At 58.2% G+C, this 23,932-nt stretch carries 21 protein-coding genes, 1 tRNA gene and 1 rRNA gene; 4 read left to right on the top strand and 19 right to left on the bottom strand.

Features of this window, described 5'->3' with window-relative positions; all coding sequences use genetic code 11:
- Nucleotides 1-199 precede the first annotated feature (199 nt).
- Together HMPREF2927_RS00365 and HMPREF2927_RS00360 are read left to right on the top strand one after the other, a co-directional pair.
- A complete protein-coding gene (locus HMPREF2927_RS00365; protein WP_070684622.1) occupies nt 200-1,312 on the top strand; it encodes a MauE/DoxX family redox-associated membrane protein in 1,113 nt (370 codons plus the stop codon).
- 182 nt (nt 1,313-1,494) lie between these two features.
- A complete protein-coding gene (locus tag HMPREF2927_RS00360) occupies nt 1,495-2,160 on the top strand; it encodes a class I SAM-dependent methyltransferase (protein ID WP_070684621.1) in 666 nt (221 codons plus the stop codon).
- A gap of 166 nt (nt 2,161-2,326) precedes the next feature.
- On the opposite strand, the gene HMPREF2927_RS00355 is transcribed toward HMPREF2927_RS00360, so the two are convergent.
- Entirely contained in the window at nt 2,327-3,028 is a 702-nt protein-coding gene (locus HMPREF2927_RS00355; RefSeq protein WP_070684620.1) for a hypothetical protein, read from the bottom strand.
- A gap of 63 nt (nt 3,029-3,091) precedes the next feature.
- Here HMPREF2927_RS00355 and HMPREF2927_RS00350 point away from each other — a divergent pair, with 63 nt between their 5' ends.
- Nucleotides 3,092-4,069 carry a hypothetical protein gene (locus HMPREF2927_RS00350; RefSeq protein WP_070684618.1) on the top strand — a complete coding sequence of 326 codons (978 nt, stop codon included), beginning with the start codon at nt 3,092-3,094 and terminating at the stop codon, nt 4,067-4,069.
- 330 nt (nt 4,070-4,399) lie between these two features.
- On the opposite strand, the gene HMPREF2927_RS00345 is transcribed toward HMPREF2927_RS00350, so the two are convergent.
- Nucleotides 4,400-6,370: an NHL domain-containing thioredoxin family protein gene (locus HMPREF2927_RS00345; RefSeq protein WP_070684616.1), complete on the bottom strand. Its 1,971-nt coding sequence runs from the start codon at nt 6,368-6,370 to the stop codon at nt 4,400-4,402.
- Between the two features lie 413 nt (nt 6,371-6,783).
- On the opposite strand from HMPREF2927_RS00345, the gene HMPREF2927_RS00340 reads away from it, so the two are divergent.
- Nucleotides 6,784-8,022 carry an alpha-hydroxy acid oxidase gene (locus HMPREF2927_RS00340; protein ID WP_060823914.1) on the top strand — a complete coding sequence of 413 codons (1,239 nt, stop codon included), beginning with the start codon at nt 6,784-6,786 and terminating at the stop codon, nt 8,020-8,022.
- Nucleotides 8,023-8,156: 134 nt separating this feature from the next.
- Here the strand turns inward: HMPREF2927_RS00340 and HMPREF2927_RS00335 are convergent, their stop codons facing one another.
- The 17 genes from HMPREF2927_RS00335 to rrf all read right to left on the bottom strand — a co-directional run bounded on the left by HMPREF2927_RS00335 (nt 8,157) and on the right by rrf (nt 23,830).
- On the bottom strand, nt 8,157-8,876 hold the full coding sequence (locus tag HMPREF2927_RS00335; protein WP_070684614.1) for a hypothetical protein: 720 nt from the start codon (nt 8,874-8,876) through the stop codon (nt 8,157-8,159).
- A gap of 215 nt (nt 8,877-9,091) precedes the next feature.
- Entirely contained in the window at nt 9,092-9,859 is a 768-nt protein-coding gene (locus HMPREF2927_RS00330) for a hypothetical protein (RefSeq protein ID WP_070684613.1), read from the bottom strand.
- 572 nt (nt 9,860-10,431) lie between these two features.
- Nucleotides 10,432-10,719 (bottom strand): HU family DNA-binding protein, encoded by a 288-nt coding sequence (locus tag HMPREF2927_RS00325; RefSeq protein WP_005506733.1) that lies wholly within the window; start codon nt 10,717-10,719, stop codon nt 10,432-10,434.
- A 92-nt stretch (nt 10,720-10,811) separates the two neighbouring features.
- Nucleotides 10,812-11,117, bottom strand: coding sequence for a 30S ribosomal protein S14 (rpsN, locus tag HMPREF2927_RS00320; protein WP_005506731.1), 306 nt, complete (start codon nt 11,115-11,117; stop codon nt 10,812-10,814).
- Nucleotides 11,118-11,119: 2 nt separating this feature from the next.
- Entirely contained in the window at nt 11,120-11,290 is a 171-nt protein-coding gene (rpmG, locus tag HMPREF2927_RS00315; protein WP_004005967.1) for a 50S ribosomal protein L33, read from the bottom strand.
- 3 nt (nt 11,291-11,293) lie between these two features.
- Nucleotides 11,294-11,530: a 50S ribosomal protein L28 gene (gene rpmB, locus HMPREF2927_RS00310; protein ID WP_004005966.1), complete on the bottom strand. Its 237-nt coding sequence runs from the start codon at nt 11,528-11,530 to the stop codon at nt 11,294-11,296.
- An 826-nt stretch (nt 11,531-12,356) separates the two neighbouring features.
- Entirely contained in the window at nt 12,357-13,169 is an 813-nt protein-coding gene (locus tag HMPREF2927_RS00305) for an SGNH/GDSL hydrolase family protein (RefSeq protein WP_070684610.1), read from the bottom strand.
- Between the two features lie 85 nt (nt 13,170-13,254).
- Entirely contained in the window at nt 13,255-14,496 is a 1,242-nt protein-coding gene (locus HMPREF2927_RS00300) for a siderophore-interacting protein (protein ID WP_070684608.1), read from the bottom strand.
- A 2-nt stretch (nt 14,497-14,498) separates the two neighbouring features.
- Nucleotides 14,499-15,317, bottom strand: a complete 819-nt coding sequence (locus HMPREF2927_RS00295; protein WP_070684606.1) for an ABC transporter ATP-binding protein — start codon at nt 15,315-15,317, stop codon at nt 14,499-14,501.
- Nucleotides 15,317-16,369, bottom strand: a complete 1,053-nt coding sequence (locus HMPREF2927_RS00290; RefSeq protein ID WP_246827310.1) for a FecCD family ABC transporter permease — start codon at nt 16,367-16,369, stop codon at nt 15,317-15,319. The genes HMPREF2927_RS00295 and HMPREF2927_RS00290 overlap by 1 nt, the downstream gene beginning before the upstream one ends.
- Nucleotides 16,366-17,325 carry a FecCD family ABC transporter permease gene (locus tag HMPREF2927_RS00285; RefSeq protein WP_246827309.1) on the bottom strand — a complete coding sequence of 320 codons (960 nt, stop codon included), beginning with the start codon at nt 17,323-17,325 and terminating at the stop codon, nt 16,366-16,368. The genes HMPREF2927_RS00290 and HMPREF2927_RS00285 overlap by 4 nt, the downstream gene beginning before the upstream one ends.
- 1 nt (nt 17,326) lies before the next feature.
- On the bottom strand, nt 17,327-18,394 hold the full coding sequence (locus HMPREF2927_RS00280; RefSeq protein WP_070684604.1) for an ABC transporter substrate-binding protein: 1,068 nt from the start codon (nt 18,392-18,394) through the stop codon (nt 17,327-17,329).
- A gap of 317 nt (nt 18,395-18,711) precedes the next feature.
- On the bottom strand, nt 18,712-20,910 hold the full coding sequence (locus HMPREF2927_RS00275; protein ID WP_070684602.1) for an acyltransferase family protein: 2,199 nt from the start codon (nt 20,908-20,910) through the stop codon (nt 18,712-18,714).
- 126 nt (nt 20,911-21,036) lie between these two features.
- Nucleotides 21,037-21,110 (bottom strand) — tRNA-Thr (locus tag HMPREF2927_RS00270).
- Nucleotides 21,111-21,339: 229 nt separating this feature from the next.
- Complete coding sequence (locus tag HMPREF2927_RS00265) at nt 21,340-22,218, bottom strand: DsbA family protein (RefSeq protein WP_070684600.1); 879 nt, start codon at nt 22,216-22,218, stop codon at nt 21,340-21,342.
- 442 nt (nt 22,219-22,660) lie between these two features.
- Entirely contained in the window at nt 22,661-23,404 is a 744-nt protein-coding gene (locus HMPREF2927_RS00260; protein ID WP_070684598.1) for a DUF6891 domain-containing protein, read from the bottom strand.
- Between the two features lie 309 nt (nt 23,405-23,713).
- A 5S ribosomal RNA gene (rrf, locus tag HMPREF2927_RS00255) occupies nt 23,714-23,830 on the bottom strand.
- Nucleotides 23,831-23,932: the final 102 nt, after the last annotated feature.

Below are 23,932 nucleotides of genomic sequence, written 5' to 3'. Positions count from 1 at the left end.
CGAAGCGAGGGCGGGTGCCCCTGTAGGAACGAGGGCGAATACCGCTTTCCGCTTAACCCGTAGAGCTTAACTCGTAGAGACAATTCCCCATGTGCAGGGCGTAAAATCGTGTATAACACGGCGGCACGTCGCGCGGTTTGCGCTACCTAAAAACTGCCGTTGCCGCCTCCTGTTTTCGCACACTCACTCTAGGGGTTTTATGCTCACCGTCTCTACTGTGCCGCTTGTTTTGTGTACGGCACTTGTTGCGTTGACTTTGTTGATTAGCGGTATTGCTAAGGCGAAGGACCCGCAGAGTACCGTGACCGGTATTCAGAATCTTGGTTTGGAGAAGATTGCGCCGACCCGTGCGGTGTCGCTGATTTTGCCGTGGTTCGAAATCGCACTAGCCGCCGTTCTGCTGCTGTCGCCGGTGCGTTTGCCTGCGGTGATTGCTTCGGGTTTGGCGCTGATTCTGATGCTGTTTTATACGGTGGTGATTGCGCGCGCGCTGGCGACGGGTCGTACTGCGGGTTGTAATTGTTTTGGTTCTGAGTCGAATGCGCCGGTGAGCCGTTATACGCTGGTCCGTAATATTGCGCTGCTGTTGGCGGCGGCTGGTGCGCATGCGAGTGCGTTGAGGGGCGGCACGGGTGTTGTGTTGACTCTGCTGGGTCTGGGTAATAGCGGCTGGACTTGGGTTTTTGGTGCGGCGCTGATTGCTGTGACGTTGGAGGCTGTTCGCCGCGGTGATGCTCTTGCGCAGCCGGAGCCGCAGGCTGAGCTGATTTTGCCGGAGCCGGTGTATGACGAGAATGGCGAGGAGCAGTATGTTCGCATGCCGATTCCGCATGCGGCGCTGTACCTGGAGAATGGCCGTCACACGAATTTGCGTGCGTTGGCTAAGAATCAGGCGCGTGTGCTGGTGTTTGTGTCGGCGACCTGCGCTGGTTGTGTGAAGTTTTTGATGACGATGTCTTCGTGGCAGGAGCGTCTGCCGCAGGTGGCGTTGCATCCGGTGTATTCGAGCCTGGAGTCGTTGCAGACGTCGCGTAATGCGGGTACGTTGCCGGAGGGTTTGACTCCGTTGATTGACCGTGAGGCTGGCGCGCGCGCGAATTTCGGTAATGGTGTACCGTTGGCTGTGGTTTTGGGCGCTGATGGTCTGATTGCTGGCGGCCCGGTGGCTGGTAAGGAGCAGGTTGAGGAGCTGCTTGCCGATATTGAAGCGCAGTTCGCTGAGGCTGCTCGTCTGGCTGAGGAGGAGCGTGAGGAGCAGATGCGTAAGGCGTTTGCTGAGGGTACGTCGAATACTGGCGGCGATCACCTCTAACCGCTCCCCTGTAGCTTCTTTGTTTTTCGTGCTGTCCCGATAGCCCCGTCCAGCTCTTACTGCCCTTACCGGCAGGTGCCGGGTGGGGCTATGCTAGAACGTAGCGCACACACCGCTTATATGCCGCGGTCACCTTGCCTGGTGGCGGTTGGCGCATCCTCAACCCTGTCTAAGGAGTTTTTATGGCAATGATGAGTTTCAACGCTCCGGCTGAGCGTGAGAAGTCACTGTGGTTGGTCCGTAAGGAGAGCAACCCAAATCATTCTCAGTGGTACATTGACCGTTTTAAGGCGATGGAGGCTGAGGGTAATGATATGGCGGGTGAGTCTCGTCTGTTGAACGCTATGGCTTCTCGCGGTGCGAAGATTCTTGATGCGGGTTCGGGTCCTGGTCGTGTGGGTAAGCAGCTGCACGCGTTGGGTCACCGTGTGACGGGTGTGGATATTGACCCTGAGCTGATTGAGGAGGCGCGCCGCGTCTGCCCGGATGCTACGTGGATTACGGCTGATCTGGTGGATTTGCCGGAGGTGCTGGGCATTGAGGGTGAGGCTACGGCGGAGAATGGTTTTGAGTTGCTGGTGTGTGCGGGTAATGTGATGGGTTTCTTGGCTCGTTCGACTCGTAAGCCGGTGGTTGAGAATTTCCGTCGCGTGTTGGCGCCGGGCGGCCGCGCTGTCGTGGGTTACGGTTCGGGTCCGGGCCGTGATTATGCGTTTGAGCAGTTTTTGGCGGATGCCCGCGATGCTGGCCTGAACGTGGATAATACGTATTCGTCGTGGCAGATGCACCCGTTTGTGGAGGGTTCTTCGGAGTTTTTGGTGGCGGTGCTGTCGCGCCCGGAGAGCTAGGCTCGCATCTAAAACTGGCGCGCAGTACGTCTTGAGCTAACGCGCAATGCGTCTTGAGTTAGGCATACAAATGGCCCGGCGCCTGCCCCGTATGGGGTGGGTGCCGGGCCTTTGCGCGTCCTGAAGATGCGCATCCGAAAAGAAGCACCGTTGAAGAACGGGTGTTCTAGTGGATGAGGTAGATGGTGCGTGCGAGTTCTTCGGGCATGAAGGATGCGGCGAAGAGGATTGCCACGATGATGACGGCGAGTGCGGTCATAAGGCTGGAGCGCCAGCCGGGGTGCAGTTCGTTGAAGGTGATGAGTCCCTTGTGTTCTTTGTCCATGTTGACCACGTTGATCTGTTTGTAGATGGTGGTTTGGGCGGAGAGTTTGGAGGAGACTTCTCTCATGGTTTTGCCGTCCCAGACGCGGCCGTCGATGCGCATGAGCTGTTTGCCGTCTTTGTCGACAGCCCACATGGCGGGGAAGCTGCGGTAGCGTAGGCGGCCGGCGACGGTTTTGAGTTTCTGGCCGTAGGCTTTTTTGGGGTAGAGCTTTTCGGCGAAGATGGTGTGATCGATTTTTTCGAGGGGTACGGCGAACCAGCCGAAGGTGCGTGCGCGGAGCACGTGGGTTTTGGTGATGACGATGATGGTGGGTTTGAGGACTGAGTAGAGGTTTACGCCTGCGATGGTGCCGATGAGCAGTACGAGGATGGTGTACGGCAGGGCGGGTCGCTTGTAGAAGATGAAGGCGAGCGCGGCGAGGAGCACGATGGTGCCGGGGAGTGCCGCTTCAATGCGCCTGCCGTAGGAGCGCATGCGGGGGTGGAATAGTTCTTTGACTTCGCCGTATTTGGCGGGGACTTCGTGAGCGCGTTCTGCCATATACACAACTTTAGTGTGTGCGGTGCGCGAAACCTAGCGGACTACCTGCGTTACTCTGGTTCTATGCGTAATTTTTCTCCCGTGGAGCGGGTTCTGGCAATGTGGATGGTCGGTGTTGTGGTGGCGGTTTCTGTGGCTGCTGCGGCGCTGGTTATGACGAATAAGCTGGTGTATGGTCCGACGGGTCAGGTGCGGGAGTATTTTCATGCGTTGCGTACGGGTAATGGTTCGTATGCGCGTGGTTTGTTGGGTGCGCAGATTCCTGAGGGTGACGCGTCTTTGTTGGATGGGGATGCTTTGAGGCGTTCGGTGTCTTCGTTGGGTGAGGTGTCGTATGAGGTGGTGGAGACCAGCGAGGATGGGGAGCATGCGACGGTGCGTGCGTCCTATACTTTGGAGGGTTCGCAGCAGCATACGGATTTTCGTTTGCACCGTTCGGGCACGCATTGGGGCTTTTTTGATAAGTGGGCTATTGATGAGGCGTCTTTGCCGTCGGTGAAGGTGAATATTCAGGGTGTGGAGGCTGCGACGATTAATAACCGTAAGGTTGCGGTGGATGATGGTGCGGCGTCGTTCCCGGTGTTTTATCCGGGTGTGTATGCGGTGTCGTATGATTCGACGGTTTATACGGCGCAGAAGGTAAATGAGGTGGTGACTGCGCAGGATGCGAATCATGCGGTGCGTATGGAGTTGAAGCCGAGTGATAATGCGTTGTCGTCGGTGAAGGAGCAGGTGCAGGATCATTTGAAGAAGTGTACGCAGCAGAGCACTCTTTATCCGGGTGGGTGCCCTTTTGAGTATGCGTTTACGGGTCGTGTGGATTCTGAGGTGAAGTGGTCTGTGGCGAAGGTTGCGGATCCGCAGGTAAGTGTGAGTTCGGCGGGTGTGTGGTCGTTGAAGCCGATGTCGGGTACGGCGAAGGTGTCGTTTACTCAGTTGGATTTGTTTACGGGTGAGCGTTCGCAGGTGCAGAAGGAGATTCCGTTTACGTTGAAGGCATCGGTGGAGGCGGATGCGAAGGCGGTCCGAGTCTCCTTCTAAAGCTGCTGAGCTGCGCAAGAGCCAGTATGCTCTGAACGCGACATCAGGGCGGCACGACAGAAAAGGGCCGGTGTTATCCGTAGCGACATCAGGGTGTCCGAGCGAAGCGAGGACGGGTGCCCCTGTAGGAGCGAGGATGACCCGGCCCTTTCGCGTCCCACAATCCTAAAAGTACAAAGGGAACCCGCACTATCCGCAGCGGTATCAGGTCGGCACAACAGAAATAGGGTCAGTATTATCCGTAGCGACATCAGGGTGTCCGAGCGAAGCGAGGACGGGTGCCCCTGTAGGAGCGAGGATAATACTGACCCTTGATTCTTATATAGATCCCTAGTTGATACCGCGAAGGTCCAGAACGAGTTCGCTTTCGTCTGCCTCGTCACCGGTCACGACGACGGGAATACCCCAGTCCTGCTGGTAGAGGTGGCATGCTGCGTGCTCGGGGATGTCACCGTCGGGGGTGCCGTCGCAGGCGGCGGCGCGGGCGGTGATGTGCAGGACTGCCTCGGTGATTTCGGGGTTGAGCACGAGGGTGCGGGTCAGTCCGGTGGAGGTGCCGGCGCCTTCCAGGATGAAGTTCTCGGGGGTGGATGAGATCTTCAGCTGGGTGGGGTCGCCCCAGCGGGTGTCGAGCTTCTGGCCGGTGGGCACGGTGAATCGTGAGGTGAATTCGAGGGTGCCGCCGGTGAGCTTGGTGGAGGGGCGTGCGGTGGTGATGGCGCCTTCGTCGACGTGCTGTGCCTTGGCGGGGATGGAAGCACGTACGAGCTGGTGGGCGTTGGTTTCGACGATGATGAGGCGCGGTTCTTCGCCGGGTACTTCTTCGACGAGCAGGTCGGAGGGTTCGTCGAGGCCTCGTTCGAGGGTGCCGAGGGTGCCGGTTGCGGGGTCCCAGCGGCGGATGGCGCCGTTGTAGGTGTCGGCGACTGCGATGGATCCGTCGGGCAGTTCGGTCAGGCCGAGGGGGTGCTGCATGCGGGCGGTGTCGGAGTCGCCGTCGACGAAGCCGAAGTCGAACAGGCCCTTGCCGACTGCGGAGGTGACCTGTACGCCGTTGTCGGTGAAGGTGAGGTGGCGCAGGCCGCTGGTTTCGGAGCATGCGACCCAGAGGCTGCCGTCGCGTGCTTCGATAATGCCGGAGGGCTGGGCGAACCAGGCGTCGGCGGCGGGGCCGTCGGCGAGGCCTTCGACGCCGGAGCCTGCGAAGATGCTGACGGTACCGTTGATGGGTTCGTAGCCGAAGAGCTGGTGGGTGCCTGCCATGGCGATGATGAACTGGCCGGCTTCGCGGGAGTAGACGGCGTCCCAGGGCGAGGAGAGAGCAATCTCGGTGGCGGGTACGCCGGCGGGGATGTAGTTGGGGTCGCCGGTGATGGCGTTGTCGCCGTCGATGACGCGCTGCACGCCGTTGCCTGCGAGGGTGCGTACTTCGCCGGTGCGCAGGCTGAGGGAGCGCAGGCGGTGGTTGACGGTGTCGGCGACGAGCACGTCGTAGCCGAGCTTCTCGCGCAGGTTTTCGGGTACGAGGGCGAGGCCGGCGGGTTCGTTGAAGCGTGCTTCGGTGCCGGTGCCGTCGACGTGGCCCTTGACGGGGTGGTTGATGGGGTCGTCGCCGCCGCCGTAGGTGTTGATGACGGTGTTGAGGTCGGCTGCTACCTGCAGGATGCGGTGGCGTGCGCTGTCTGCGACGAGGTAGGTACGTTCGCGGTTGCCGAAGAGGTTTGCGGGGCCGAATTCGGCGGGCAGTTCGATGGCTTTGCCGGGGAAGGCGTAGGTGCCGGCTGCCTTGGGGCGGGGTACGTAGGGGCCGTCGCCGCGGTGCAGGGTGCCCTTCGCTTCGTGCTCGGCGACGAGCTCGCGTACGAGGGAGGTGAGGCCCTGTACGTGGCCTTCGCCGGAGAGGTGGGCGACGATGTAGCCTTCGGGGTCGACGACGACGAGGGTGGGCCATGCGCGGGCGGTGTATGCCTGCCAGGTGGTCAGTTCGGGGTCGTCGAGTACGGGGTGGGTGATGTGGTAGCGGTCGACGGCTGCGGCAAGCGCTACGGGGTCTGCTTCGTGTTCGAATTTGGGGCTGTGTACGCCGACGGTGACGAGTACGTCGGAGAATTCTTCTTCGAGGGGGCGTAGTTCGTCGAGGACGTGTAGGCAGTTGATGCAGCAGAGGGTCCAGAAGTCGAGAATAACGATTTTGCCGCGAAGGTCCTGCAGGGTGAGGTTTTTGTCGCCGGTGTTGAGCCAGGCTCGGCCTTCGAGTTCGCTGGCGCGCACGCGTACGTTGCGGGTGGTGTTCTCGCTCATGGTTTTCTCTCCTGTTGGGTGCGCCGTGTGTGGGCGCGTTGGTTTGCTGTCCCCATTATGCCAGCGTGGTGGGGGTGGTTCGCTGGGAGTTGAGCATTGTGAACGCGGGAGGTAACGGCTCGTCATATTACGTCATATTTGCGTGAGTTGAGGAGTGCGAAAGTGGTATGCACGGGTTTGGAAATCATTGCATCTCATTCATTCGCCATGCCCTCCGGTACCGATACGCCGGGGCACCCCCGAAATATTTAACTTAATAAGTTAAGCCTTACCTAACTATTGATTAGCCTAACCCTTAATTTTTAGACTGGGAAGGTGCGATTTTTCGCACACCCTTCTGCGGGACTCGCCGATGACCCCGCCTCCACCCAAGGCCCGCCCTGCAGGCGGCACCCCCAAGAGAAAGGCCTCCCATGGTGCAACGTCAGCTCCCCAAGCCCAGCGAACTACTTGAATTTATGCAATTCAAGAAGCCCAGCCTCGACTTTGCAGGCAACCGCCTACAGAGCGCACTGACCATCTACGATTTGCGCCGCATCGCAAAGCGCCGCACACCAGCCGCCGCTTTCGACTACACGGACGGCGCCGCGGAAGGTGAACTGTCAATGACCCGCGCCCGCCAGGCCTTCGAGGATATCGAGTTCCACCCGGGTATCCTGACGGATGTTTCCACCGTAGACACCACCACGAAGGTACTGGGTGGCACCTCCGCGCTACCCTTCGGTATCGCCCCCACGGGCTTCACACGCCTCATGCAGACCGAGGGCGAGATTGCCGGATCCGGCGCGGCGGGGGCAGCGGGCATCCCCTTCACCCTCTCAACCCTGGGTACAACCAGCATTGAGGATGTACGCCGAGTTAACCCAAACGGCCGTCTGTGGTTCCAGCTGTACGTGATGCGTCAGCGTGAGATTTCCTACGGCTTGGTCGAGCGCGCCGCAAAGGCTGGCTACGATACGCTCTTCTTCACCGTGGATACGCCCATTGCGGGGGCGCGCCTGCGCGATAAGCGCAACGGCTTTTCCATTCCGCCCCAGCTTTCGCTGAAGACAGTGGCGAACGCGATTCCGCGCCCGTGGTGGTGGTATGATTTCCTCACCACGCCCAAATTGGAGTTCGCTTCACTCTCCTCGACAGGCGGCACGGTGGGCGAATTGCTGGACGCTGCCATGGATCCGTCCATCAATTACGAGGATCTTAAGGAAATCCGTGAGTTGTGGCCCGGCAAGATTGTCATTAAGGGCGTGCAAAACGTGGAGGATTCCAAGAAGCTGGCTGATTTAGGCGTGGACGGCATCCTACTGTCGAACCACGGCGGCCGCCAGTTGGACCGCGCTCCGGTTCCCTTCCACCTGCTCCCGGAAGTGGTTCGCGAGGTCGGCAAGGACACCGAAGTTATGGTGGATACCGGCATTATGAACGGCGCGGATGTGGTGGCCTCGCTGGCCTTGGGCGCCAAGTTCACGCTGATTGGCCGCGCCTACCTATACGGACTCATGGCGGGTGGCCGCCGCGGTGTGGATCGCACGATTGAGATCCTCTCGGAAGAGGTGCGCCGCACAATGCGCCTGCTACAGGTCAGCTGCGTTGAGGAACTCGAACCCAAGCATGTGACGCAGTTGCGCCGCCTGCAACCCATTCCGAAGATTTAAACCCCTCCATCCCCGAGTGAGAAATAATTAAAGACGCCCCGCACGCATCACGGTCGGATGCGCACGGGGCGTCTTCTAAGTCAGGGACTGTCACGCTCTGGTAGCGTCACAAGCCGCTGTTAGCTCTTTACAGCTTACTTGGGCTGTGCAGGCTTGACGGGGGTGACCTTAGCCTGTGCGGGCTTTGCGGGAACCTTCGGAGCCTTCAGGTCTGCCTTCTCGCCGCCAACGATGGAGGTTACTTCACCGGATGCGTCCACGGTTGCCTGCAGGCCGCTGTTAGCCTGGATGCTCCAGGAGCCGTCAGCCTTAACTGCGACCTGGCCGTTTGCGTCCTGGCGGCTCCAGGAGCCGTCAGCCTGTACAGCTACCTGACCTTCGTCACCCTGAATGGTCCAGCCGCCGTCCTCGGAAGCGATAACGTCGCCCTCAACGGTGGAGGTGGTGTTGCCCTCGGAGTCCTTGGACTCAACTTTGGTGTTGCCCTTTTCGTCGGACTCTACCTTGGAGGAGTTGCCCTCGGAGTCCTTAGCGTCTACGGATGCCTTGCCGTCTGCACCGACCTTCACGTCTGCGGAGTTGCCTTCGCCGTCGTTAGCCTTGACGGTGACGTTGCCGTCCTTGTCGACCTTCACGTCTGCAGTAGCGGAAGCGGAAGCAGCCGAGGTGGTTGCAGCGGCAGAGGATGCCTTAGCCGATGCGCTTGCGGAAGCAGTTGCAGAAGCGGATGCGGATGCAGTTGCAGTAGTGGTGGTGGAAGAGGACTGGGAGCCACATGCGCTCAGGCCCAGTGCGCCTGCGAAGGCGATGGACAGAACCGCGGTGGTCTTCTTCATTGCGGGGGCGAATGCCATTGTTTCTCCTTGTGGTTGTTGAGTATGGTGCGGCTAGTTGGCGACGTATTCGCGTCGTGCGCGGGATCCTTGTGTGGTTCCCATAACGATTATCGGTTTTAACCAACCGCGTTAATTCTATCGAGTTTGGGTGTGATTATCCGGGCGCGTGGGCGTTTATCCGCATTCTAGCGGGTGGGATAGCCACGTTTTCGCCGGGGGTATCAATCTGTTGTTTAGCGGCGCGGAGTAACCGGCTGGATGGGGTCAGCGCCGGCACCGGCGGGCTTGACGGGTACGGCAGGTACCTGGAAGGCGCCCTGTCCGGTCTGTTCCCAGGAGCCGTCAGCCTTCACTTCGACAACACCGGGCTTTCCGACGAGGTTCCAGGAACCATTTGTTTCAACCTCTACGTTGCCGCTCGGGCCGACGCGTTCCCAGGAGCCGTCAGCATCAACTTCTACAATGTCGCCGTTGGGTGCGTGGTAGGACCAGCCGCCGTCAGCGTCAATCTGGATCATGGTGTAGCCGTTGGCGGCGCTGACGGTTCCGCTGTCGACGGTCACAGAACCGTTACCGGCACCATTGAAGCCACTCTTGGCGGTGGTCTCGCCGGCCTTCTCGTCAGTCTTTGCAGAGGAGCCGGAGTTGGCGGATCCCGAGCCGCCGTTGACGGTTGCGTTGCCGCTAGCGTCTGCGGTCACGCCGGTACCGTCGGCACCGGTGACGGTTACGGTGCCCTGGGAGCTGCTTGCGGTGGCACTCGGGGAGGCTGCGTCACTTGCCTTGACGGTGACCTTGCCGTTGCCCGCGTTGACTGCTGCATCGGCGGTGGAGGATGCCTTAGCGGTTGCAGTGGCGGTGGGCGCAGGGTTGGAGGTGTTCTGGGCACCGCAGGCGCTCAGACCGAGTGCTGCGATTGCTGCCAGGGACAGCGCTGCCGCGCCGGTGCGGAAGCGACGGTTGGTGGCCTGTGCGGAAGTATGCTGAGCGGGGCGTGCCATGAGGTGGTTCTCCTTGTGCGTCCCGGAGGGTCAATCGTCCGGGGTTTGTATGGTTGATTTTCCGGTTGGGGTGGGGCCGTTTTGTATGGTGTGTGGCTTTTCCTTCACCGGTGATTCCAGCTTAGGGTGTGAGTCTAAGATTGAGCTTTAGTTTGCTGTGTTTAAGCTGTGTCCAGACAGCGATGTATAAGTATTTTTCCCAGCGGGGTTTGATAATCCCGGTTTTTCGCTCAGCTTATGCATAGCTTTCTGCTTAAATGTATAAATTTTTTTTATTTTTTCTGCAGTGCGTCATAGCTTCTCCCGTGAAGCCGAGCTACTTTCTGTGTTTTATGGGTCGAGTTGAGGGTTAAGTTCTTGAAGACCCACCTTGCATACGCTCCCCGCAGCACGCCCCCATCTCAGCCCGTCACCTCCCAGCCTGCCATCTGAACCTCTTCACTAGCCTAACCTCTTCGCCAGCTGAACCGCTCCCCAGCAACCCGCATCCTCATCACCAAGAGAGCATCTGGGCATACTAAAAGACCCCCACCGTATGGTGGGGGTCTTTAGCAGATTCAAAGTCTCAAGAATTACTTCTTCTTAGCGACTGCTGCCTTCAGCTTGGAGCCTGCGGTCAGCTTCACGCCGTGACCGGCGGGAATCTGGATGGTTTCGCCGGTCTGCGGGTTACGGCCGGTACGAGCTGCACGGTCGGTGCGCTCGATTGCCATCCAACCGGGGATGGTGATCTTCTCGCCCTTGGAGACGGAAGACTCGAAAACCTGGAACACTGCGTCGAGGACTGCATTCACAGTTGCCTGGCTCTTGCCAGACTTCTCTGCAACCTCTGCAACGAGTTCGGTACGGTTCTTAGCCATTAGGGTGCCCCTTCCAGAGACTTAAGGTTTGAGTCTAAAGCGAGTGACCGTCGGTGACGACGGAAAACCGTTTAGGAACTAAAATACCAGATTTACCAGCTGGACTTGGTGATACCGGGCAGCTCGCCGCGGTGTGCCATTTCGCGGAAACGCACGCGGGAGATACCGAACTTCTGGAAGGTACCGCGGGGGCGGCCGTCAATCTGGTCGCGGTTACGCACGCGAACGGGGGAAGCGTTGCGGGGCAGCTTCTGCAGTGCCACGCGTGCTGCTTCGCGCTCCTCGGGGGTAGCGTTCTCGTCGATCAGGGTCTTCTTCAGCGCGATACGCTTCTCGTTGTAGCGAGCGACGATGACCTTGCGCTGCTCGTTGCGAGCGATCTTGGACTTCTTAGCCATTCTTAGCGCTCCTCTCGGAAGTCAACGTGCTTGCGAACGACGGGGTCGTACTTCTTCAGCACCATACGGTCGGGGTTGTTGCGGCGGTTCTTACGGGTCACGTAGGTGTAACCGGTGCCAGCAGTGGACTTGAGCTTGATGATAGGACGGAGGTCCTTAGCCTTGGATGCCATTTACTAGATCTTCTCCCCGCGTGCGATGATTTCTGCAACAACGGCATCGATGCCACGAGCATCGATAACCTTGATGCCCTTAGCGGACACGTTCAGGGTTACCTTACGACGCAGCGAAGGAACCCAGTAGGTCTTCTTCTGAACGTTCGGGTCGAATCGACGCTTGTTGCGGCGATGCGAGTGCGAAATGCTGTGTCCAAAGCCGGGAACAGCTCCGGTCACCTGGCAGACTGCTGCCATGTTTCACTCCTTTATTGATTGACTTTTATGACGGTACGCAGTCGATGTTACTCGTGAGCGTCCCGCCACCAATGTAGAAGCACCGGGTTATTCGCCGGGCTAGAGTGTTTGAGATCGTCACGTGGGTGAGAGGCCACGCATCGATCCCCGCCGCGGGAAAAACGGTGAAGCTTATTAGTGTCGAGAGGCGTTTCCACCACTACGAACAGCGTTAAATTCTAGGTAAATACGGGGGTTCGCGCAAGCCTGCACGCCGGATTTTGCCTTAAAAATCCGCGGAATCTCGGTGTTCTGAGCCGATTGCACCTCGTTTAAGCGAAGAGCTCGATTTACGGATGCACGCCTGCCTTCGAGCGGCAAACATACCTATCCATTTTACCAAAAATGGGTGTTTTTGCAAGTCCAGATGTTTTTAAGGAATTCTTTAACACCCCTAGTCAGGCGTTAATGCACCTTTTTAAGAACGGATGTTCTCTATGTGACCGGGGATAAATTACACCGGTGAAATTCATGTTGTGAGATTAACAGCTTAAGCCGGATCTAAGCCGTAAACAGCCCCACGCCACCGATTCTTGCGGTGTGCGCAGGGCTGTTAAACAGGCTTAAACACGCGTTTAAAGAGTATTTAACTCTCGTTTTAACGCTTCCGCCCCGGTTTTAAAGGGCGGTTTAAGGGTTTGCAACGGTACGCGTAACGGCGGATTTACCGTTCCCGTTACGGCGTAAATGCGAGCGCAAATACGGTACAGATACAGCACAGGGCACTCCCCCGGCATACAGTTTTACACCGTAACATGCGCCCCCTCAGCATTAGTTCTTAAGGGCGTTAGTTTTTAAGGCTTGCCGCGGGGACCCACTCCGGGTACTTGGGGCTCACACCGTCCCCGGAGCTCGTACCCTTCAGGCGGCGGCCGATCCACGGCAGGGCAAACTCGCGGACCCAGCGTGCCTCCTGCTCAATCTTCTCGCGGACGGTCAGCTGCACCTCCGGGGGCAGTACCGATTCGGTGACCACACCGGGCAGGCCGAGCTGCGCCAGCACGCGGGATGCGAAGCGTTCGTGACCGAGGTCGTTCATGTGCAGGCGATCATCAGCCCACAGACGCCAATCGAGGAAGTCATTCCAGCACCAGTAGTCGATAATGTGCACGCCGTGGTACTCAGCGATACCGCGCAGTAGCTCGTTGTAGGTGGCGGTACGGCCGCGGGTACGGGCGAAGGGGCCCTGGCCCTGTACATCCAGGCCGGTTACGGTAAGCACTTCGATTCCTTCGCCGCGCAGGGTGGCGAAGGCTTCGTCTACGTGGGTCATGAGCTGGTCAATATCCACGTTGGGTCGCATGATGTCGTTGCCGCCGCCGTAGAAGGTGACCAGGTTGGGCTTCAGCGCCAGGGCTGCCGGCAGCTGCTCTTCGAGGATGGGAATGAGCAGGCGGCCGCGGATGGCGAGGTTTGCGTACTGCGCCTGCGGGTCTACTGCACCGAGGCCTTCGGCAACGCGGTCTGCCCAGCCTCGTAGGTTGTTGGGGCGGCGGCGGTCTACGTCGCCCACGCCTTCGGTGAAGGAGTCGCCGATTGCCACGTAGCGTACTGATTCACCGTTGAGCTTGCCGTTGGGGTCTAGGAGCGGGGTCGTCATTGTGTTCTTCTTTCCGGGCCTCTATAGAGAGTGACCCTTCTGTGGAAGAAGCCGGCACACCTGCGCGGTGTACCGGCTTCTTCGCTTAGCTTTCGGTGCGTCCTGCTTTCCAGTATCCCATGAATGAAACATCATTCTTGGGAATGGACGCCTCCTGCACGCAGATACTGCGCAGGGTCTTGACGACCGACGCCTCACCCGCGATAAACACGTAAATCTGCGGGTTCTCATCATCTGCCAAGGTCCAGACGACCTCAGCGTTATCTACGTTCTCCAGCTTTTCAGGTGAAATCTTACGATTCTCGCGGACCTGCACACCTTCAAGGTTCAACAAACTCCGCAACCCGGTGGCCAGTGCTTCCCCTCGAGGAGCATCCTCACGAGCACACCAGTGTATCTTTACCCATTCCAGCTCCCGCAAGGGTGGCAATAGCGGGTAAACGCCACCCCAAAGCGCTTCTAGGCTGTCTGCCGCATGCGGCACCTCGGCAACAAGGTGAATCTCAACGTCTTCTCTCTTCTTATCGTCCAACGCATATTCTGCAAGGATGGAAAGCGCGGCAGGTACCGCGGTTTCATCCACAGCCATAACAATACGGCTGGCGCCAGCATCCGACCACGAAGCCCATAGGGGCTGCCCTGCAAGCGGAGCAAGAATCGATACCCGATCTCCTACCTGTGCAGGTGAAGCCCAGGTAGCCCCCGGTCCCATACGTTCAATCCCATCAGCATCTGACTCTGCGTGAAGCACAAAATCTATATCAATCTCGGGAAGAGCATATTCCCCTACCCCGGTACCAGAGGTATAACGCTGAGGTAGGACCGCCAGCCCTTCTGGAGTTACCGGCTGAGTTGGAAGATCAGCGTATATGGTTGCTACTTCCTGCACAGGAACGCGCAGACGGGAAGCACGTAGCGTGTAGGTGCGCATCCAGCCGCGCTGAGATTCAGGCTGGGCAAACCAATCTTGCCGCCATGAGTCGTTAAGATCAATGTGGACGGGTTTTTTCTGCAACGCGCTGATTCGTCCGTGTTCATCTCGTTGAGCTGCCGGTGGGATAAGCAGTTTAATGTATCCGTCAAGAACACCGATGTAGCTTTCACCGTCATCAGTGCTGTGGGAGAAAGCCGTATCATCTCGATCTAGTCCGTTGCTCAGTCCACCCAGCGCTATAGGACGCGCTGCGTACTGCAACGCAGGACCGACCAAGCTCACCCGTATGTAAGAAGGGCTCAATCGCTCTACTCGGCTCACCACTAGGGTGAAAAGACCGTAGGCATTCTCGCCATGAGTACGCACACGACGTCGTTTATTTTGGATAACCATAGTTAGGCGTTTTTCTGTCCGATAGCTGAGCGAGGATGCGGAACAACCACCACGCTGCCGTCGTTAAACGGGTCCGCGACCTCGGCTTTCAGACTAAAGATGGTGTGCAGGTTCTCGCGGGTGAGCACTTCGTGTGCTCCGCCTTGGGCGACGATGGAGCCGTCCTTCATAGCGACGAGGTAATCGGCGACTCGGGCGGCGAGGTTCAGTTCGTGCAGCACCATGATCATGGTGGTGCCGCGTTGCTCGTTGAGTTCCGAGAGTAGGTCGAGTAGCTCCACCTGGTGTGCCAGGTCGAGGTAAGTGGTCGGCTCGTCCAGCAGTAGGATGTCGGTTTCCTGGGCGAGCGCCATGGCAATCCAGACGCGCTGACGCTGACCGCCGGAGAGCTCGGTAACCTGTCGTTCGGCGAGGGACATGGTATCGGTCGCTTCGAGAGCCCAAGCAACCGCCTCATCATCTTCGGCGCTATTGCGTTTGAAGAGGCCCTGGTAGGGGTAGCGTCCTCGGGAGACGAGGTCGGCTACGGTAATGCCTTCGGGGGCGATGGGGTGCTGGGGCATAAGCCCGACCATGCGGGCGAAGCCCTTCATGGAGTATTCGTGGGTGGATTTGCCGTCGAGGGTGAAGTCGCCGTTGAGCGGCTTGAGTAGTCGGGAGACACCGCGTAGCAGGGTGGATTTACCGCAGCCGTTGGGGCCGATGATGGCGGTAATTTTGCCTTTGGGGAATTCGAGGGAGAGGTCTTTGACGATGGTGGTTTCGCCGTAGCCGAGGCTGACGTTCTCTACTTTGAGGGTGCGTTCGGTGATTTCTTTCATTATTTTCCTTCCTTCTGATTCTGCACGAGCAGCCAGATGAGCAACGGCGCGCCCATAGCACCGGTCAGAATACCTACGGGGAATGAGATGGACGGGAAAAGGTTCGCCGCCACGAAGTCGGCGAGCACCACGATAGTTGCGCCCACAAGAGATGCTCCCAGGATCGTGTGACGGCCGCCAATGATACGGCGGGCGATAGGTCCCACGACGAACGCAACGAAGGCAATGGGCCCAGTAGCCGCAGTGGCAACAGCGGCCAAGAGTACCCCCAAGCCGATGTAGTACCAGCGGATGAAAGCCACCGGCACGCCCAGACCGTGCGCCAGGTCATCACCTACGGCTGAGGTCTTCAGATGGTTGATACCCCAGAGGACAAAAGGCAAAAGCACCAGCAGAGCTATGAGCAGAATACCAATGCGATCCCAGTTGGCGATGCCAAGTGAGCCGACCATCCAGACGGTCGCGCTACTAGCCTGGCCCATGGACATGCGTTCGAGCAGGTAGGTGACGGCCGCGTTGCAGAGCGCAGCCACGCCAATGCCCATCAGGATGAAGCGGTTCCCCACATTGCCTTGTCCCGAGGCCAGAAGCATCGTGACGACCGCAGCGGCATGGGCGAAGACGATTGCGAAGAGCGAGACGCTGAATCCCGAAGCACCCCAATAGACCATGGAGAGTACTGCGCCAAGGGAAGCGCCATTGCTAATGCCGATAATATCTGGGCTAGCTAGCGGATTGCGCAGTAGCAGCTGGAAGATAGCACCCGCGCATCCGAATGCGATACCAGCGAGAGCACCAAGGACTGCACTGGGAAGTTTATCTTCCATGACGATAAATCGAGCGCCACGCACGGGCACCTCACCGCCGGTGACCAAGGTCAGAAAGTCGGGAATGGTGACGGTGTAGCTACCCAGCAGGACGCGTACAGCCATGGCAGCCAGGAGCGCGAGTGCCAACCCTGATAGTCCGAGAATGGGGCGGCGCATTTCACGGCGACGGATACCGCGCAACTCAGCAACTCTGTCAGTAGCTTTACGATGCGGGCTCATCATGAGAGGCTCGCCCCCTTAGACCGTCGAATCAGATAGATGAAGACAGGCACGCCCACCACGATGGTGCTCACGCCTACCTGAATTTCCTGGGGCGGCATGAGCAAGCGGCCGAGCGTGTCGGCGAGCAGCAGGATGACAGCGCCGAAGAGTGCAGAGGCGGGCAGGAGCATCCGGTAGTCCGCGCTGATGAAGGAGCGCATAGCGTGCGGGGCCATGAGGCCAAGGAATGCGATGGGGCCCGCGAGCGCAACGGCGGCACCGACAAGTAGGGTTATACCGATAAAGAGAATGAACCTTCTTCTATTGACGTTTTCGCCAAGGGACGCAGCCATATCGTCGCCAAGGGCGAGGTTGTTGATGGTTCGGCTTCCCGTAAACAGGATGAGCGCACCAACAAGCAACAAAATCCCCGAGGGGAAGAGGTTCTCCAGATCTTTACCCGCGATGGACCCCACCTGCCAGCGGCGCAGATCGTCCAGGGCGTTCTGGCGCGTCAGAATCAGAGCACTGGTGAGCGATCCGAGCCCGGCGCTGAGGACCGCACCCATGAGCGCCAGTTTGACGGGGGTCGCGCCATCCTTGCCGATGGAGGCGAAGGCGTATACCAGGGCGGAGGCAGCGCCGGAGTTCACCCCGAGGATTCCGGGGTCGCCCAATGGGTTGCGGGTGATACCTTGCATACCGGCACCGGCAAGTCCTAGTGTTGCGCCGATGAGGAGTCCCCAGATGGTTCGAGTTCCGCGCGCGTCGATGATGCTACTCTCGATTCCCTCCGGACGGTTACCGGTGAGCACTCCCCATACTGTGTCAGGGGCGATAAATCGGGTACCGATCAGCATAGAGAGAGCAACTGCGACAAGGATGAGCACGATAAGGGCAAGCAGACGGGGCAGGTACCGTGCCTTCCATAGGCTACGGCCCTGCCCTCTATCCTGCCCCGGACGGGGGCGAGTCACTCTACTTAGCTTCCTTGCTGTTCTTGATGGCGGTGGAGAAGTTCTCCAAGGTAGAGGAGTTCTTCACGACCCAGGTCAGCGAGAGCGGGGATGCGGCGGAGAGCGCCAGGCCCACGTGTTTGTTAGATTCGAAAACGGCGGCGTTATGCTTGAGTGCCGGCAGTGCGGCGAAGAGCGAATCAGACTTAATCTTTTCGATGTCTGCTTCGTCGTTAACCCATGCCCAGAGTACGTCGCATTCGACCTGGTCGAGCACCTCGGAAGAGATGGAGAGGAAGACGCTCTGCGCGTCCTTGGAGTGTTCGGTGACGTAGGGGGCTTCGACCATGCCCCAGTCGGTGAAGGTCTGGGGTCGAGAGTCCTGGGCGGTGTATGCGCCGAGGGTCTTCTTCTCAACATCGAAGTAGCCCGCGATGAAGCTTGCACTCGTGAGGTTGGTGTACTTGGAGGTGGTTTCTTTCAGCTGCGCAGTGGTTTCTTCAACGAGCTTGGTTGCGGCGGTGGGGGTGCCAAGCATCTTGCCCGCCTGTTCAACAACTTGTTGCCACGACACCTCGTACATACCCACACCCTTGGGCGCGGTCACAACGGGTGCAATATCGGAGAGCTTCTTAAAAATTTCAGCGCTCATGTTGCCGTAGGGAGCGAAGATGACGTCCGGGCCGAGCTTTGCGAGTTCCTGGTAGGCGGGGCCATCGGCTTCGGCATAACGGGTGATGTCGTTCAGACTCTTGCCCATTTCCTTGAGTTTGGCGTCGAACCAATCTGTGGAGTCGTTGGAGTTCTGACCCCAACTGACCTTAGGAATACCGGCGGGGATTACACCGAGGGCGAGAAGTGCGTCTGCGTTCTTCCAGGCGTTGACGACTGCAATCTTGGTAGGAGCCTGCTTGATGACGGTATCACCGTAATCGCTGGTGATGGTTACGGGGAAGGCACCTGTTTCGGCACTGGCGGACGAGTTCGTGGTGCTGGAGGTGGTACCGGTACCGGTGGAGCAGGCAGCGAGCAGGCCGGCCAGTGTACTGAAAGATACGCCCTTAATGAAGGTGCTACGTGAGATGGTCATTGTTCTCCTTGTTGGAGCAGGATGCAGTCGGACGAGCCGGGTGTCACTTTGTTCCACGGAGGGGTTTGCTTCAGTCCGGAAGGGATCATCGTATGCTGTCGTGCTCGATTCTGTGGTGTTGTCTATAAAACCTCGGGCTATTAGGGCAACCTCAAGGATATTTTAAGTTAGCCTATCCTGATTTTATATTCAACCATGCATCACTATATAGACCCACAGAGTCCATTTGCCACTGCAGTTCCTCCTAATACAGCGGATCCCCCGCACTGTTCATACTTCTGTAGAACAGCACGGGGGATCCGCTATATCGGCGAACTTTAGAAGTTCACTTTTCCGTTGACGAGCCAGCCGCCTTCCGCTGCACGCTGGAAGACTTCCTGAGCCATGGTGCGGCTGTAGGTCTTGGAGACATGGTTGTCGTCGAGGTAGACGTAGATGTTTCCAACCACGGGGCTGCACATGCCGTCCGGGCAGTACACGTCCTTCAGGTCCACCATGACGGCACCCTGATTGCGGTACTTATCGAAGATTTCCTTTGCAGGGTTTTCGGCGGCGTACTTGTCGCTTGCGGGTCGTGCGCAGGAGCTCTTGTCGGCACCGGCCTTTTGAGCGCACTCGTAGATGTTGTACTCGAAGCGCGGGTTATCACGCAGGCCGATGACCTGGACTCCTGCCTCGGTGAGGCGGCGGACCGTCTCGTCGAGGCTCGGGTCGACTCGTTCGTCGTTCGATCGTGCCTGGGCAACGGTGGCGATGAGCACCACGGTCTGCGGCTTACGCTTGAGAATTTCCTCGGTCATCTTGGTGTTGAATTCCGAGCATTCGTTGCTGGCGTTGACGGCGCGGACCGGGTACTGGCAGCCGCCGAGCAGGTAGGTTTGCAGGTTGGTTTTGGTCTGTTCTGCGATGGGCTTGAAGATGCTCAGCGCCTGTTCGGCGTGGGAGTTACCGATGACCATGGTCAGCGGTGCGTCCTCGGGGCCGTACTTCTGCACGTTGCAGTACTTGGCGAGTGCCGGGTCGGAAGGCGCGAAGCCGCCAGCGCAGGGGTCGCTCAGTCCGTCGAACTGGGTTTTGACGTCACCACCGGAGGGGATGGGGTTGTCAATAAGTCCCTGTTGGGCGCCGCCGATAGCGCGGGCGCCGGGGTAGTTTTCACTGGCGGTCTGCACCTTCAGTTCGGCGTTCTGCTCGGACTGGGTGTTGCGGTAGCCAACCCAGGTCTGTGCGGCGACCAGGGGTACGCCGGCGACCAGGAAGATCGCGAGGATGAAGGCGAGCTGGTCTGCCCAGGTCTTGACGGAGAAGACGGTCTTGAAGCGCATCTTCATCATGAGCCAGGGTACGAAGGGGTCCTTGCGGTAGCGCAGCGGCTTCTCGACGAAGCGGATGAGCAGCCATGCCAGGCCGATGGAAGCAAGGATGATGATGGCGCCTTCGATGAAGTTCACGCGGGAGGTACCGACGGCGCTGCTGTAGAGAATGAGGATAGGCCAGTGCACCAGGTACAGGGCGTAGGAGATGTTGCCGAGGTTCTGCAGGGGTGTGGAGACCAGCAGTCGATCGATGCCCCAGCGGCTGTTGGTGCGGCCTGCCATGATGACGAGCGCACCGGAGATCACGGGCCAGAGCGCCAGGTAGCCGGGGAATGCTCGTTCCACGGGCAGGATTGCGCCGCAGGTGACCAGACCAATAATGCCGACCCAGCCCATAACTACTCGAGCCTTCTCGGGTGCCTTCCACTTGAGGGTGAGCATTGCCAGCAGGGTACCGATGGCGAATTCCCACAGGCGGGTGCGGGTGTCGAAGTAGGCGAATCCCTGGTTGGTGTCGGTTTCGACGATGGAGAAGGTCAGGGATGCGACGAACACCGTGTTGAAGATGAATACCGCGGTGGTGAAGAGGTTCCCGCGGAATCGGTGCACGACGTAGGCTACTGCGGCGAAGAGCAGGGGCCAGATGATGAAGATCTGTCCCTGGATGGAGAGCGACCAGAAGTGCTGGAAGGGTGACTTCACGGAGGCGTTTTGGGCGTAGTAGTCTACGGAGCTGAACGCGAGGTTCCAGTTCTGGAAGTAGAACAGGGAGCTCCTTGCGTCGGTTACGGTTTGCGACCAGCGACTGGGCGCGAGCACGAAGAAGGACGCAATGGTGGTACACGCGATAACCACGGTGGCTACGGGTAGCAGTCGCTGGAAAACGTGCAGCCAGTAGTTGAAAAGGTTGAGGGGTTTGCCTTCGTTGATCTTGCGCATGAAGGAGAGCGAGAGCAGGAAGGCGGAGATGAAGAGGAAGACATCCACACCGCCGGAGACTTTGCCGAACCAGACATGGTAGAGCACCACGAGGAGCACGGCGAAGGCGCGCAGGCCCTGGATTTCGGGGCGGAATCCTCGCGATTCGATGAATTCTTCGAGGGGGTAGTCGTTGGTTTCGCGTGCTTTGACGATGCGCAGCGCCGCGGTACGGGTGCCCTGCGAGGCGGGGGCCTGCGGGGTTCCGGAGGTTTCAGACATACTTGGTTCCTCAGGGCGGGTGGACGATGTGCTAGTGCGAGTCCCTTAGACACTACAGGACACTCGTACAATAAAATCCTGATCCGCACCTCTGCTATGAGGCTGGTGCGAACCAGGATTTTTCTGAGCCCCCTACCGGATTCGAACCGGTGACCCTCTGTTTACAAGACAGATGCTCTGGCCAACTGAGCTAAGGAGGCAACCTGTCCAGTGTACCTTATTCTCTTGATTGAGTCTGCTTAGTTGTTCTTTTAGGGTTTGGTTGAGAATACTTCTAAATTATGGGGTGATGGTATGTTCGTTTCCTTCGTTTTAGCCCTTATGAGCACTGCCTCTGTACGCTGCTCACCCACCCCTCGTACTCATCACCGTGCATGGAAAAACCCGGTAGCCTCGCGTGGAGGTTACCGGGTTTTCGTATCGAAGCGTTTACTTCTTCTTTGCTTCAATCTTCTGCTTCAGGAAGGAGCTGAAGTCGTTGCTGGTGTACTGGTCGCCATCAACGAAGACGGTGGGGGTACCCTGAATGCCGTTCTTTGCGGATTCAGCGTTGACCACGTCCACGAAGGGGCGCCACTTGCCATCGTTCATATCGGAGCCGATGGAAGCGTGGTACTTCGAAGCGATGTCGGCGATCTGCTGGTTGTTCATGTCGCCGCGGCCCTGGTGAGTAAAGATCTCACGCTGGTAGTTCAGGAATTCGCTGGTGCTGACCTGGTTGGCCACGGAGTATGCTGCTGCCGCGTTACGTGCGGAGTAAGCGGTGGGTGAGGAGCGGTCCAGGAAGGTCAGGTTGCGGATTTCCAGGGTGATGGTGCCGTCCTCGACGAGCTTCTGGATTTCTTCACCGTACTTCTTCTCGAACTCTGCACAGTGCACGCAGTTGTAGTCCTGGAAGATGGTCACGCGTACGGGCTGGCCGTTCTTGGATGCCTCTTCAGCGGTCTGCACGCCCGGGGGCAGGGTGTTGACTGCCGCTGCGGTTCCGTTGACCATGGGGGTCACGGAGGAGGTCGAGGTTGCGAGTTGCTTGAAGTCGCGGGTCTCCTGGGTGGAGGAGTTCTGGACGATACCGTCCTTGGTCAGCACAATGCCACCGTATTCGTTGGCGCTGGAGGGCACCGGGCCGCTTTCTGCTACTTTGGTGTTCTTGTTGCCGTTGACTACGACGAAGCCGATGATACCTACGATGATGAGGACCACGGCGAGTACGCCGAACTGGAGCCAGCGGCGGCTTGCCTGGCTGGGGCTCTTCTTGGCCTGCTGGGCCGCAATCTGGCGGGCTTTTTCGCGGGCGTCGGTCGACATGCCTGCTCCTTTGGTTGGGAATATGGGTGGCGGTTCGTCCACTTCTTCTAGCCTACTCCGGTTGGAGTGAGCGTCCATCCGAGCAAAGCTTCAGATGATCTGACTCTTCCGGCTCGGGGTTATTCTTATCCCCTATAGGGTGTTCTAGAGCTCTAGCTTCCTGCCGTATATGGCAGCAGAAGGCTATGTCGATCAGTTCCTATCACGTGGATAGGTTCTGCCTTATCTCTAGTGTGGACGTACCGCGCTACCCGTCTAGCCTACCGAATGGGTGCCGTATCGGCTAGTTAATACTCTGACTGAGATATCGTGGTGTCTGTTCTCACGCTCTCAGCTTATTTCCTCGTAAACTTTCGTAGCGTTGGGAGGCGCCTCTCCCCTCTGCCACAAGTAGCGCACAAGTATAGCGCCGAGGCACCCACCCGGTTCAGCTCACCAGCGGTTAGGGGATGTTATAGACTTCCACTCCCCCAATGAACGGGCGAGTATCGAAATTCCCCTTCCATTTCACGCTCAGACCGTGCTTCTCCAGTACGGGGATAATAGTGTCCTTCATGAGCTCCACGGAGAGCTTCTTGTGCAGGGCACTGATCTCTTCCTTCTGCGCATCGCTCAAGGTATTCCATTTTTCTTCGTCCCTGGGGTAGGCGAGGAAGGAACCAAAGCCAACGTAGGTGCCGCCGCTCTCTGCGAGGCTTTCGGTATCCTGCTGGTGGAAGTAGATGTATCCCTTCCATTCACGGTTATCGTCGATCTCATCCCAGATCTCTGCGGATGCGCAGGTACCGCAACAGGTGAAGTTCAGTCGTGCGATGACTCCTTCTTCTTCCAGGGCTGCGAAGGCACGGTTGAGGTTGGAGTTCTTCTGCATTTCGTGGGTAATGCCCAGCTCAGCAGCAAAGGCACGACGACGCTTGATGAGCTCTTCCACGTAGTCCTCTACGCGCTTCTCCCAGAGCTTGCTGTCTTCGTTCTCCCCATCGTATTCCAGACCGAGTACGTCCATCACATAATCGGTGATAGTTTCTACGTACTGTTCGGTATCAGATTCACCCATGAACAGAAGGGGCCAGATGGGCCAGAGCAGTTCGGCTTCGTCTTCTTTGTCCAGTCCCCATTCTTTGGGGAAGGGCGGGTCGAGGCGTTCTTCGCTCCAGCGTTCGTAGATGCTCTTCTCATCGGCCATGATGATGCTCCTTTGTTTGCTCTCTACTCGTTGAGTAGAGATGTGGACTGCTCTTGTTGTTAAGGTATCAAGAGTTTCTCTGCCGTACTCTCTTTTTCGTCATTCAGGCGGATCTGTGAATTCCCATCTCGTCGCCCGGGCATCAAACGCTGTCTGGCGAGGCTGCATCCCCTGTTCCTCTGCTACTCAGCTGAGTCTCTGAATTTCTGAGTCTCTGCACCTTTGCTGAGTTAGTGTCTTTCGTTCTAGGAGTTTTTGGGTACACAAAAAGAGGGGAAGACCTATAAGGTCTTCCCCTCTTGAATAAAAAACCCGCGGTGACCTACTCTCCCACACCCTCAAAAGTGCAGTACCATCGGCGCGAAGAGTCTTAGCTTCTGGGTTCGGAATGGAACCAGGCGTTTCCCTCTTGCTATAACCACGGAAAATCTAGCGAATAACTTCATTATTCAAAATTTCCGAATAAAAAGCCTCAACTTCCCGAAGGAAGCCCAGGATTGTTATCCAAAAACCATACAGTGAACGCAA

It is taken from the genome of Rothia sp. HMSC061E04, from assembly GCF_001813685.1.
GTDB lineage: Bacteria > Actinomycetota > Actinomycetes > Actinomycetales > Micrococcaceae > Rothia > Rothia mucilaginosa.
Note: the sequence above shows the minus strand (reverse complement) of the source record. Positions and strands in the feature narration are given on the sequence as shown.

Coding starts and splice junctions, on each gene's coding strand:
- HMPREF2927_RS00295 (WP_070684606.1), bottom strand. CDS start 15,317: ATGAAAGAAATCACCGAACGCACCCTCAAAGTAGAGAACGTCAGCCTC.
- HMPREF2927_RS00265 (WP_070684600.1), bottom strand. CDS start 22,218: ATGTCGACCGACGCCCGCGAAAAAGCCCGCCAGATTGCGGCCCAGCAG.
- HMPREF2927_RS00260 (WP_070684598.1), bottom strand. CDS start 23,404: ATGGCCGATGAGAAGAGCATCTACGAACGCTGGAGCGAAGAACGCCTC.
- HMPREF2927_RS00345 (WP_070684616.1), bottom strand. CDS start 6,370: ATGAGCGAGAACACCACCCGCAACGTACGCGTGCGCGCCAGCGAACTC.
- HMPREF2927_RS00355 (WP_070684620.1), bottom strand. CDS start 3,028: ATGGCAGAACGCGCTCACGAAGTCCCCGCCAAATACGGCGAAGTCAAA.
- HMPREF2927_RS00290 (WP_246827310.1), bottom strand. CDS start 16,369: ATGATGAGCCCGCATCGTAAAGCTACTGACAGAGTTGCTGAGTTGCGC.
- HMPREF2927_RS00350 (WP_070684618.1), top strand. CDS start 3,092: ATGCGTAATTTTTCTCCCGTGGAGCGGGTTCTGGCAATGTGGATGGTC.
- rpmG (WP_004005967.1), bottom strand. CDS start 11,290: ATGGCATCCAAGGCTAAGGACCTCCGTCCTATCATCAAGCTCAAGTCC.
- HMPREF2927_RS00325 (WP_005506733.1), bottom strand. CDS start 10,719: ATGGCTAAGAACCGTACCGAACTCGTTGCAGAGGTTGCAGAGAAGTCT.
- rpmB (WP_004005966.1), bottom strand. CDS start 11,530: ATGGCAGCAGTCTGCCAGGTGACCGGAGCTGTTCCCGGCTTTGGACAC.
- HMPREF2927_RS00330 (WP_070684613.1), bottom strand. CDS start 9,859: ATGGCACGCCCCGCTCAGCATACTTCCGCACAGGCCACCAACCGTCGC.
- HMPREF2927_RS00300 (WP_070684608.1), bottom strand. CDS start 14,496: ATGGTTATCCAAAATAAACGACGTCGTGTGCGTACTCATGGCGAGAAT.
- HMPREF2927_RS00360 (WP_070684621.1), top strand. CDS start 1,495: ATGGCAATGATGAGTTTCAACGCTCCGGCTGAGCGTGAGAAGTCACTG.
- HMPREF2927_RS00280 (WP_070684604.1), bottom strand. CDS start 18,394: ATGACCATCTCACGTAGCACCTTCATTAAGGGCGTATCTTTCAGTACA.
- rpsN (WP_005506731.1), bottom strand. CDS start 11,117: ATGGCTAAGAAGTCCAAGATCGCTCGCAACGAGCAGCGCAAGGTCATC.
- HMPREF2927_RS00305 (WP_070684610.1), bottom strand. CDS start 13,169: ATGACGACCCCGCTCCTAGACCCCAACGGCAAGCTCAACGGTGAATCA.
- HMPREF2927_RS00335 (WP_070684614.1), bottom strand. CDS start 8,876: ATGGCATTCGCCCCCGCAATGAAGAAGACCACCGCGGTTCTGTCCATC.
- HMPREF2927_RS00340 (WP_060823914.1), top strand. CDS start 6,784: ATGGTGCAACGTCAGCTCCCCAAGCCCAGCGAACTACTTGAATTTATG.
- HMPREF2927_RS00365 (WP_070684622.1), top strand. CDS start 200: ATGCTCACCGTCTCTACTGTGCCGCTTGTTTTGTGTACGGCACTTGTT.
- HMPREF2927_RS00275 (WP_070684602.1), bottom strand. CDS start 20,910: ATGTCTGAAACCTCCGGAACCCCGCAGGCCCCCGCCTCGCAGGGCACC.